This is a genomic window from Flavobacterium sp. CECT 9288 (assembly GCF_918731615.1).
Classification (GTDB): Bacteria; Bacteroidota; Bacteroidia; order Flavobacteriales; family Flavobacteriaceae; genus Flavobacterium.
Map to the genome: position 1 here is coordinate 928,389 of NZ_OU957226.1, position 13,662 is coordinate 942,050.

Consider the following 13,662-nt stretch of genomic DNA (forward strand, 5'->3'; position numbering starts at 1 on the left):
ATGGAGTTTTTGACACTTTAAAATGTTATAAAAATATTGATGTTTACTAAAATCTATAGAATAAATTAATTATCAATATTTATTTTTAGAACAGATATTGAATGTATGTGACAGAAAAAAAAATGATTCGTTAACGTTTTTTTTAAATATTTATTATGAAATCGGCATTAACAACAAGTTTGTGTAAGTAATCGAAAATATTAGAACTCCGATAAAAATATAATATTGTGAGATAAACACTAATGAAGATAAGCGATGCCAAATGACAAATAAAAAACAATAATTATCTACATATGAAAAAAAAGATTTTACTACAATTATGCTTTAAGTGCAACAATTTTTTGGAAGAAAAGATAATTTTAAAATATAGTGTGATGAGTTTGTGTTCAATCAAATTAGGTAAATTTTTTTTCAAATAGGATTAGGATTAAAGCCTTCGGTACCACGCGACCAAAACCAGTCTAAAAATTACATAGTATAACTCTAATATTTTTAATTATGAATAAAACTACATTTTTTGAAATTAGTATTACTTTAATAGCAAAGAGCTTCAAGGGTTTTTTGTTTGTTCTTTTGCTAGTTCCTTTTGGAATGTATGCGCAATTTCCTCCGGGAACAAACATTTCTTCTTTAACAGCACCTTTCGCTTGTAACGGAAATGGATATGTAGTTTCTGGTGGCAACATTAATGTTGAAGCCTCTGTACTCTCTGTTATTAATCCGAGTGTTCCAGGAACCTCTACAACACTTTTTCCATTTTCTGGTATTACAGTTAATGCCATGGGTTTTAATTCTAACTTGTCTTTGGCTTATGGCTTAATTATTGGGCGAGCAGGATCAGGCGGAACTCCTGCTGGGACAGGAAGTGCCGATTTCTATAATATAATAATTTTTGATTCTGCAGGAAATATAGTAAATTTAGGCAAACCTACACAATCTACTGCGCCTGGTTCTGGACCAATAATTCCTTGGCTTTCTACAAATATTTTTAATGCTACTGGAGAGTTCGATTCAAATACCAATACCTATTATTTTATGGGTAGAACAGGCACTTCTGGTGCGTGGAATCATATTGTTAAGCTTAATGTCAATACCATGACCTATACCACAACAGCGTTTACAGGACCTGTATTACCTGTATCTAGTTCCCAGACCTCAGATTTGGCTTTTTCTAGCTATGATAATAAATTGTATGGTATATCAACTACCCAAGGATTAGTTTCTTTAAATCCAGTTACAGGGGCATATTCACTTATAACTACTACAGTACCATCTGGTGTAAATCTTTTACTTGGAGCCGGAGGTGCTTGGTCTGATGCTACGGGTAAGCTTTACTTTTATCAGAATAACCCTAGTAATCCAAGCGAAATACGCTTCTTGAGTTATGATCCTTCAACCAACACATTATTAGATTTAGGGCCTTCACTTCCATTCTCTCAATTCGATGCCACGGCTTGTATTCCTCCAGTTTTGACAAAAGGAGTGTCGCCATCTCCTACTGTTGCTGCTGGGACTTCTATGACCTATACTTTTACAATTACAAATCCTTCAAGTTCTCAAACAGTTGTTAGTTTTAGTGATATTTTATCTAACCCAAATGTAACTTTTAATACCGCTTCATTATCACCAGCAACTCCTGGGGGCGCTACTGTTACTACTTTTTCACCTACAACATTAAATTTGTCCAATATTACAGTTCCAGCAAAAATAGTGGGTGACCCAGCATCAGGCATTCTAACTTTTACTGCTCAAGTTAACATTGCTAGTAATGCTTCTTCAGGCGATTATAGCAATATAGCAAGTATAACAGTAGGGTCTACAACATTAACAAGCAATCCCACCAATGATCCCACAGGTGGTGGCACAACAGTAACAATAATTGCTCAGATTAATGCTGCAAATGATGCTTTTGTATTAGGCAATGGTGGCACCTCTACAACTATTGTAGCTAACGATTTGTTAGCTGGTAGTACCCCAGTTATTGGAACTAACCCTGGTGAAATTACAATTACACCAAATCCAAACGGTACCAACCCTAGTGGTTTTATAATAGATCCGAACACTGGTCTTGTTTCTGTGGCACCTGGAACTCCAAACGCTACTTATGTTTTAGAATACCAAATTTGTGAGAATGGTATCACTCCAGTGAATTGTGATATTGCTACAATTACAATTACAATTGCTGACAATGACTTAGATGGCGTTGTAGATAGTGTCGATTTAGACGATGACAATGATGGTATTTTAGATAGTGTAGAGTGTGGAAATTCTGCAGATCGCTTTTTAAGATTTAGGGTTATATATACAGATAATAATGCAGGTAGTGATGGAAGAATACAGTGGAATATTGGGGGTACGTTTGTTGATGTGCCAAGTACTTCCATTTATAGCGTTCCTTCTGTTAATTCAAATGCAGTGCCTACGGCTTTGAACCAAGGTTTTGTATACGAACGCGAATGGGCCACTGATGCTTCTGCTGTTTGTTCTAGTATTGCTCCTTTTAATAGTAATTGGAATACTGCTACAGGAACTTGGTTGCCGGGTACGACCCCCTCTTCCGAAGGAGTTGTTGCTGCTTCATTCATTGGATTCGATGATGGCGTAAATATTACTAATTTGAGCGGCGGTACTAGTGCATTTTGTGCTGGTGGTTTAGTTGCTGGTGGTTATGAGAGTGGACAACAAGATGGATGGTTGTTAATACCAGCAGGAGTAAATACATTTACTTTAAGACTTGGTAGTACTGATTCTTTTGAATATCATGGGGTTTTGTTGGGGACAAGTTCAAGTAATTTAAATTTTGTTGGAGGTTACTATGGAGGTTCTACGTCTGATATTGTAGTTAATGTACCATCAGGATTACCAATTGCTTTACCATTAACTGCGGGTCAATGTGATACTGATGGAGATGGTAAACCTAATTATTTAGATTTAGATTCAGATGATGATGGTTGTTCAGATGCCAACGAAGCTTATGGTTCATCAACCGCCGATTCCAATGGAGATGGAACTTATGGGGGAGTTGTAGTAGTATACGATTCAGGAAACCCTACTAATCCTTCTGGCGTTGCAGCCGATGGTACTGTTAATGCAGCTACTTATCCTGGTACAAATGCAAATGTTACAATTGCCACACAAGTCGCTATAACTACGCAACCAACAAATCAATCAACTAACTCAGGTGCAAATGCCATATTCACAGTTACCGCTACTGGAACTAATACAACAACATTTGCAGCTGGTACTCCAAATTATACTATTCCACCAGCTACTGATGCAAATGCAGGTCTAACTTATCAATGGCAAGAAAGTACAAATGGAGGAACTACTTGGGCAAATGTCACAAATGGTGGTATTTATTCAGGAGCAACAACTGCTACTTTAACCTTGACAGGTGTAACAGTTACCCAAAATGGATATGATTATAGAGTCATAGTAAGACATAGTACCATTATATGTGAAAATATTTCTAATTTCGTTAATTTGATTGTGGCTAACGCACCAGTGGTAACGATTGCAGATGCTTCAATCACAGAAGGTGGAAACTTGAGTTTTCCAGTTACATTGAGCAACCCATCAGCTACAGACATCACCGTTACTTTAGGCTTTACCAATGTAACGACAGCCAATGGCGATTATACAACAGTTCCGGTAACGGTAACGTTCTTAGCAGGAGCCACAACAGCTACAGCAACAGTACCCACAACGGCTGATACTATCGATGAATTAGACGAAACCTTCACCGTAGCTATTACCAGTACAACAGGAACCGTTGGATCAACAACAGATACCGCTACAGGAACAATCAATGATGATGACAATGCACCAACAGTAGCAAGTATCAGTCCTTCAAATGCTGTTGAAGGAGATGCTGTAGTATTCAACTTTACGTTGAGCAACCCATCTGCGGTAGATACCACCTATACGTTCACTTTGACCAATGGAACCGCAGGAAGTGCTGATTACACTACAACAAGCATTACCGTAACAGTTCCAGCAGGAGCAACCACGGGAACGGTAAGTGTACCCACTACAGCAGACACTATTGATGAAGCAGACGAAAGCTTTAGCATTAGCAGCGGAGCAGTAAGTAGCACAGGAACAATCAATGATAATGACGATGCACCAGTGGTAACGATTGCAGATGCTTCAATCACAGAAGGAGGAAACTTGAGTTTCCCAGTTACATTGAGCAACCCATCAGCTACAGACATCACCGTTACTTTAGGCTTTACCAATGTAACGACAGCCAATGGCGATTATACAACAGTTCCAGTAACGGTAACGTTCTTAGCAGGAGCCACAACAGCTACAGCAACAGTACCCACAACGGCTGATACTATCGATGAATTAGACGAAACCTTCACCGTAGCTATTACCAGTACAACAGGAACCGTTGGATCAACAACAGATACCGCTACAGGAACAATCAATGATGATGACAATGCACCAACAGTAGCAAGTATCAGTCCTTCAAATGCTGTTGAAGGAGATGCTGTAGTATTCAACTTCACGTTGAGCAACCCATCTGCGGTAGATACCACCTATACGTTCACTTTGACCAATGGAACCGCAGGAAGTGCTGATTACACTACAACAAGCATTACCGTAACAGTTCCAGCAGGAGCAACCACGGGAACGGTAAGTGTACCCACTACAGCAGACACTATTGATGAAGCAGACGAAAGCTTTAGCATTAGCAGCGGAGCAGTAAGTAGCACAGGAACAATCAATGATAATGACGATGCACCAGTGGTAACGATTGCAGATGCTTCAATCACAGAAGGTGGAAACTTGAGTTTCCCAGTTACATTGAGCAACCCATCAGCTACAGACATCACCGTTACTTTAGGCTTTACCAATGTAACGACAGCCAATGGCGATTATACAACAGTTCCAGTAACGGTAACGTTCTTAGCAGGAGCCACAACAGCTACAGCAACAGTACCCACAACGGCTGATACTATCGATGAATTAGACGAAACCTTCACCGTAGCTATTACCAGTACAACAGGAACCGTTGGATCAACAACAGATACCGCTACAGGAACAATCAATGATGATGACAATGCACCAACAGTAGCAAGTATCAGTCCTTCAAATGCTGTTGAAGGAGATGCTGTAGTATTCAACTTCACGTTGAGCAACCCATCTGCGGTAGATACCACCTATACGTTCACTTTGACCAATGGAACCGCAGGAAGTGCTGATTACACTACAACAAGCATTACCGTAACAGTTCCAGCAGGAGCAACCACGGGAACGGTAAGTGTACCCACTACAGCAGACACTATTGATGAAGCAGACGAAAGCTTTAGCATTAGCAGCGGAGCAGTAAGTAGCACAGGAACAATCAATGATAATGACGATGCACCAGTGGTAACGATTGCAGATGCTTCAATCACAGAAGGAGGAAACTTGAGTTTCCCAGTTACATTGAGCAACCCATCAGCTACAGACATCACCGTTACTTTAGGCTTTACCAATGTAACGACAGCCAATGGCGATTATACAACAGTTCCAGTAACGGTAACGTTCTTAGCAGGAGCCACAACAGCTACAGCAACAGTACCCACAACGGCTGATACTATCGATGAATTAGACGAAACCTTCACCGTAGCTATTACCAGTACAACAGGAACCGTTGGATCAACAACAGATACCGCTACAGGAACAATCAATGATGATGACAATGCACCAACAGTAGCAAGTATCAGTCCTTCAAATGCTGTTGAAGGAGATGCTGTAGTATTCAACTTCACGTTGAGCAACCCATCTGCGGTAGATACCACCTATACGTTCACTTTGACCAATGGAACCGCAGGAAGTGCTGATTACACTACAACAAGCATTACCGTAACAGTTCCAGCAGGAGCAACCACGGGAACGGTAAGTGTACCCACTACAGCAGACACTATTGATGAAGCAGACGAAAGCTTTAGCATTAGCAGCGGAGCAGTAAGTAGCACAGGAACAATCAATGATAATGACGATGCACCAGTGGTAACGATTGCAGATGCTTCAATCACAGAAGGTGGAAACTTGAGTTTCCCAGTTACATTGAGCAACCCATCAGCTACAGACATCACCGTTACTTTAGGCTTTACCAATGTAACGACAGCCAATGGCGATTATACAACAGTTCCGGTAACGGTAACGTTCTTAGCAGGAGCCACAACAGCTACAGCAACAGTACCCACAACGGCTGATACTATCGATGAATTAGACGAAACCTTCACCGTAGCTATTACCAGTACAACAGGAACCGTTGGATCAACAACAGATACCGCTACAGGAACAATCAATGATGATGACAATGCACCAACAGTAGCAAGTATCAGTCCTTCAAATGCTATTGAAGGAGATGCTGTAGTATTCAACTTCACGTTGAGCAACCCATCTGCGGTAGATACCACCTATACGTTCACTTTGACCAATGGAACCGCAGGAAGTGCTGATTACACTACAACAAGCGTTACCGTAACAGTTCCAGCAGGAGCAACTACGGGAACGGTAAGTGTACCCACTACAGCAGACACTATTGATGAAGCAGACGAAAGCTTTAGCATTAGCAGCGGAGCAGTAAGTAGCACAGGAACAATCAATGATAATGACGATGCACCAGTGGTAACGATTGCAGATGCTTCAATCACAGAAGGAGGAAACTTGAGTTTCCCAGTTACATTGAGCAACCCATCAGCTACAGACATCACCGTTACTTTAGGCTTTACCAATGTAACGACAGCCAATGGCGATTATACAACAGTTCCGGTAACGGTAACGTTCTTAGCAGGAGCCACAACAGCTACAGCAACAGTACCCACAACGGCTGATACTATCGATGAATTAGACGAAACCTTCACCGTAGCTATTACCAGTACAACAGGAACCGTTGGATCAACAACAGATACCGCTACAGGAACAATCAATGATGATGACAATGCACCAACAGTAGCAAGTATCAGTCCTTCAAATGCTATTGAAGGAGATGCTGTAGTATTCAACTTCACGTTGAGCAACCCATCTGCGGTAGATACCACCTATACGTTCACTTTGACCAATGGAACCGCAGGAAGTGCTGATTACACTACAACAAGCGTTACCGTAACAGTTCCAGCAGGAGCAACTACGGGAACGGTAAGTGTACCCACTACAGCAGACACTATTGATGAAGCAGACGAAAGCTTTAGCATTAGCAGCGGAGCAGTAAGTAGCACAGGAACAATCAATGATAATGACGATGCACCAGTGGTAACGATTGCAGATGCTTCAATCACAGAAGGAGGAAACTTGAGTTTCCCAGTTACATTGAGCAACCCATCAGCTACAGACATCACCGTTACTTTAGGCTTTACCAATGTAACGACAGCCAATGGCGATTATACAACAGTTCCGGTAACGGTAACGTTCTTAGCAGGAGCCACAACAGCTACAGCAACAGTACCCACAACGGCTGATACTATCGATGAATTAGACGAAACCTTCACCGTAGCTATTACCAGTACAACAGGAACCGTTGGATCAACAACAGATACCGCTACAGGAACAATCAATGATGATGACAATGCACCAACAGTAGCAAGTATCAGTCCTTCAAATGCTGTTGAAGGAGATGCTGTAGTATTCAACTTCACGTTGAGCAACCCATCTGCGGTAGATACCACCTATACGTTCACTTTGACCAATGGAACCGCAGGAAGTGCTGATTACACTACAACAAGCATTACCGTAACAGTTCCAGCAGGAGCAACCACGGGAACGGTAAGTGTACCCACTACAGCAGACACTATTGATGAAGCAGACGAAAGCTTTAGCATTAGCAGCGGAGCAGTAAGTAGCACAGGAACAATCAATGATAATGACGATGCACCAGTGGTAACGATTGCAGATGCTTCAATCACAGAAGGTGGAAACTTGAGTTTCCCAGTTACATTGAGCAACCCATCAGCTACAGACATCACCGTTACTTTAGGCTTTACCAATGTAACGACAGCCAATGGCGATTATACAACAGTTCCGGTAACGGTAACGTTCTTAGCAGGAGCCACAACAGCTACAGCAACAGTACCCACAACGGCTGATACTATCGATGAATTAGACGAAACCTTCACCGTAGCTATTACCAGTACAACAGGAACCGTTGGATCAACAACAGATACCGCTACAGGAACAATCAATGATGATGACAATGCACCAACAGTAGCAAGTATCAGTCCTTCAAATGCTGTTGAAGGAGATGCTGTAGTATTCAACTTTACGTTGAGCAACCCATCTGCGGTAGATACCACCTATACGTTCACTTTGATCAATGGAACCGCAGGAAGTGCTGATTACACTACAACAAGCATTACCGTAACAGTTCCAGCAGGAGCAACCACGGGAACGGTAAGTGTACCCACTACAGCAGACACTATTGATGAAGCAGACGAAAGCTTTAGCATTAGCAGCGGAGCAGTAAGTAGCACAGGAACAATCAATGATAATGACGATGCACCAGTGGTAACGATTGCAGATGCTTCAATCACAGAAGGAGGAAACTTGAGTTTCCCAGTTACATTGAGCAACCCATCAGCTACAGACATCACCGTTACTTTAGGCTTTACCAATGTAACGACAGCCAATGGCGATTATACAACAGTTCCAGTAACGGTAACGTTCTTAGCAGGAGCCACAACAGCTACAGCAACAGTACCCACAACGGCTGATACTATCGATGAATTAGACGAAACCTTCACCGTAGCTATTACCAGTACAACAGGAACCGTTGGATCAACAACAGATACCGCTACAGGAACAATCAATGATGATGACAATGCACCAACAGTAGCAAGTATCAGTCCTTCAAATGCTGTTGAAGGAGATGCTGTAGTATTCAACTTTACGTTGAGCAACCCATCTGCGGTAGATACCACCTATACGTTCACTTTGATCAATGGAACCGCAGGAAGTGCTGATTACACTACAACAAGCGTTACCGTAACAGTTCCAGCAGGAGCAACCACGGGAACGGTAAGTGTACCCACTACAGCAGACACTATTGATGAAGCAGACGAAAGCTTTAGCATTAGCAGCGGAGCAGTAAGTAGCACAGGAACAATCAATGATAATGACGATGCACCAGTGGTAACGATTGCAGATGCTTCAATCACAGAAGGTGGAAACTTGAGTTTCCCAGTTACATTGAGCAACCCATCAGCTACAGACATCACCGTTACTTTAGGCTTTACCAATGTAACGACAGCCAATGGCGATTATACAACAGTTCCAGTAACGGTAACGTTCTTAGCAGGAGCCACAACAGCTACAGCAACAGTACCCACAACGGCAGATACTATCGATGAATTAGATGAAACCTTCACCGTAGCTATTACCAGTACAACAGGAACCGTTGGATCAACAACAGATACCGCTACAGGAACAATCAATGATGATGACAATGCACCAACAGTAGCAAGTATCAGTCCTTCAAATGCTGTTGAAGGAGATGCTGTAGTATTCAACTTTACGTTGAGCAACCCATCTGCGGTAGATACCACCTATACGTTCACTTTGACCAATGGAACCGCAGGAAGTGCTGATTACACTACAACAAGCATTACCGTAACAGTTCCAGCAGGAGCAACCACGGGAACGGTAAGTGTACCCACTACAGCAGACACTATTGATGAAGCAGACGAAAGCTTTAGCATTAGCAGCGGAGCAGTAAGTAGCACAGGAACAATCAATGATAATGACGATGCACCAGTGGTAACGATTGCAGATGCTTCAATCACAGAAGGAGGAAACTTGAGTTTCCCAGTTACATTGAGCAACCCATCAGCTACAGACATCACCGTTACTTTAGGCTTTACCAATGTAACGACAGCCAATGGCGATTATACAACAGTTCCAGTAACGGTAACGTTCTTAGCAGGAGCCACAACAGCTACAGCAACAGTACCCACTACGGCAGATACTATCGATGAATTAGACGAAACCTTCACCGTAGCTATTACCAGTACAACAGGAACCGTTGGATCAACAACAGATACCGCTACAGGAACAATCAATGATGATGACAATGCACCAACAGTAGCAAGTATCAGTCCTTCAAATGCTGTTGAAGGAGATGCTGTAGTATTCAACTTTACGTTGAGCAACCCATCTGCGGTAGATACCACCTATACGTTCACTTTGACCAATGGAACCGCAGGAAGTGCTGATTACACTACAACAAGCATTACCGTAACAGTTCCAGCAGGAGCAACCACGGGAACGGTAAGTGTACCCACTACAGCAGACACTATTGATGAAGCAGACGAAAGCTTTAGCATTAGCAGCGGAGCAGTAAGTAGCACGGGAATAATTTTAGATGATGATGTTACACCAATAGCTACCAACGACGTTGTAACAACAGATGAAGACACACCTGTTACAATTAATGTAACGACTAACGATACTGATGGTGACGGTACCATTGATGTTACTACAGTAGATTTGGATCCTGCTACAGCAGGTATACAAACCACATTCACGGTAGCAGGAGAAGGTACCTATACGGTAAATAATTTAGGAGTAATAACCTTTACACCGGTATTGAACTATAATGGTACTACTACAGCAATCACTTACACCGTAAACGACAATAGTGGCATAGTATCGAATAGTGCTACTTTGACTATCATCGTTAATGCAGTAACTGATGCATTAGTTGCTAATAACGACCCTCTTCCATCAACAGGAGGAAATGTAACAGCAAACGATACTTTAAATGGAGTACCGGTAACTACAGCTAATACTGATGTAACACCAGTAACAAATGGACCATTGAGTATTGATGCAGATGGAAATTTAACAGTAGCGCCAAACACCCCAAATGGTACGTACACCATCACGTATGAAATTTGTGAAGCAGGAGCTGTACCAGTAAATTGTACCACAGCTACGGTCACTGTTAATTATGTAAATCCATTAGTTGCTAGTAATGATACTTTTACAGCAGCAGGAGGGAATGTGTTAGGAAATGATAGTGTAAATGGATCACCGGCAACCATGACAAATACTGTTGTGACACCAGTAACTAGCGGGCCATTAAGTATAGATGCTGCAGGAAATGTAACAGTAGCACCAAACACACCAAGTGGCACCTACACTATCGTTTATGAAATTTGTCAAACAGGAATGACTCCTGCAAACTGTACCACAGCTACAGTAACGGTTGTAGTAAACAATATCATTGTTGCCAATAACAACACATTCTCACCAACAGGCGGTAATGTAACAGCAAACGATACGGTTAATGGTGTACCAGCCACGCCAGCGAATACTGATGTAACACCAGTAACAAGTGGACCATTGAGTATAGATGCAAATGGAAACTTAACAGTAGCACCTAATACACCAAGTGGTACTTACAACATAGAATACGAAATCTGTGAAGTCGGCGCAAGCCCATCAAATTGTACACGAGCTATAGCAACGGTAGTGATTAATAATTTAATCGTAGCTAATAACGTAACCATTCCATCGACAGGAGGAAATGTAACAGCAAACGATACGATAAATGGAGTACCTGTAACTACAGCTAATACTGATGTAACGCCAGTAACAAGTGGACCATTGAGTATAGATGCAAATGGTAATTTAACAGTAGCACCAAATACCCCAAGTGGCACGTACACGATAACATATCAAATATGTGAAGTAGGAGCAACACCAGCAAATTGCACCACAGCTACCGCAACGGTAGTAGTAAACAATGTATTAGTAGCTTTAAATGATACGCTACCAGCCACCGGAGGAAATGTTCTAGCAAATGATACCATTAACGGAGTACCAGCAACAGCTGCTAATACAGATGTGACGCCAGTAACAAATGGACCATTGAGTATAGATGCAAATGGAAACTTAACTGTATCGCCAAATACAATAGCAGGAACTTATAGTATTACGTATCAAGTATGTGAAACAGGTTCTAATCCGTTGGTGTGTACCACAGCCACAGTTACAGTAGTTGTGAACGAAACGCCAGATATAGCCATAGTTAAAACAGCCGTATTCAATGATGAAAATGGAGATGGTTTTGCACAAGCAGGAGAGACTATTACCTACAGTTTTGCGGTAAGCAATACAGGAAACACGCCATTAAACAATGTAACAGTAACCGATGTGCTACCAGGTTTGATACTATCGGGTAATAGCATACCTTTATTGCCAGTAGGAGCGACAAACAATACAGCCTATCAAGGAGTATATCGCTTGAAACAATCCGACATCAATTTAGGAAGCGTAACCAACCAAGCAACCGCAACAGGAGTTACCCCACTAGGAGTTGTAGTAAGTGATTTATCAGATGATTCTAGTGCTTTAAGTGATAGACCAACAGTACTTGCTATTCAAGGATGTGTGATCGAAGTGTTTAATGCAGTAGCGCCAAATGGAAATGGAGACAACAAAGTGTTCCGCATTAGAGGACTAGAATGTTACAGCGACAATACGGTAGAGATATACAACCGCTGGGGAGTACTAGTATTTGAGAGAGCAGGATATAACAATGATGATAGAGCTTTTAGAGGCGTTTCAGAAGGAAGAGTAACCATCAAACAATCCGAAGAGTTACCAGAAGGAACGTATTATTACATCTTGAGATATAAGGACAGTGCAGCCACTAGTTTTGAAAAAGCAGGATACTTATACATCAACAGATAATAAATAAATAAAGCTCATAAGTTTAAAAATGGAAGCAATATGAAGACAAAATTAGTAGTAGTAATGGTACTCTTACTCTCGGGTATAGTAAATGCCCAGCAAGATGCTCAGTTTACACAGTACATGTACAATTCGATCAATATAAATCCAGCCTATGCAGGTTCGCGTCAGTCCATGAATATTTTTGCCCTACACCGCACCCAGTGGGTAGGGCTAGATGGGGCACCAGTAACTAATACTGCCTCTATTAATACTCCTATCAATGATACTAAACTAGGCCTAGGAGTATCAATCATAAATGACAGGATAGGGCCATCTGATGAGAGCAATCTAGCAGTTGATTTTTCATACTACATCAATACCTCAGAAGACTTCAAACTCTCCTTTGGATTAAAAGCCTCAGCAAATCTATTGAATGTCAATTTTGATAAGTTGAATCAGTATGATCCTAATGACTATAGTTTTGAGAATAACATAGACAATAAGTTTTCACCTAATATAGGAGTGGGACTTTATTGGTACTCAGATAAAACCTATGTGGGTCTTTCAGTTCCTAACTTGTTAGAGACAGAGCATTTTGATAAATACGCAGGAGTAGGAGCCAATTCTTATATTGCACGAGAACGCGTAAACTATTACTTAACAGCCGGTCACGTATTTGATTTAGATTATAATTTAAAATTCAAACCAGCCATGATGACTAAGATGGTTCAAGGTGCTCCACTACAAGTAGATTTATCGGCTAACTTCTTGTTTAATGACAAGTTTACAGTAGGAGCTGCTTACCGCTGGAGTGCTGCATTGAGTGCCATGGTAGGCTTTCAGGTATCAGACTCTTGGTTTATTGGGTATGCATACGATATGGAAACCACACGACTGGCTAATTACAATTCAGGGTCACATGAAATATTTCTTCGTTACGAAATATTCAAACGATATAACAAAATCACATCACCTAGATTCTTTTAATTTAAT

At 41.3% G+C, this 13,662-nt stretch carries 2 protein-coding genes; both read left to right on the forward strand.

Annotated features, from left to right (window positions below; all coding sequences use genetic code 11):
- The first annotated feature begins 498 nt into the window (after positions 1 to 498).
- Positions 499 to 12,687, forward strand: a complete 12,189-nt coding sequence (locus tag LQ189_RS04205; protein WP_230154487.1) for a Calx-beta domain-containing protein — start codon at positions 499 to 501, stop codon at positions 12,685 to 12,687.
- Between the two features lie 39 nt (positions 12,688 to 12,726).
- Complete coding sequence (locus tag LQ189_RS04210; protein WP_086455432.1) at positions 12,727 to 13,656, forward strand: type IX secretion system membrane protein PorP/SprF; 930 nt, start codon at positions 12,727 to 12,729, stop codon at positions 13,654 to 13,656.
- The last annotated feature ends 6 nt before the right edge of the window (positions 13,657 to 13,662 follow it).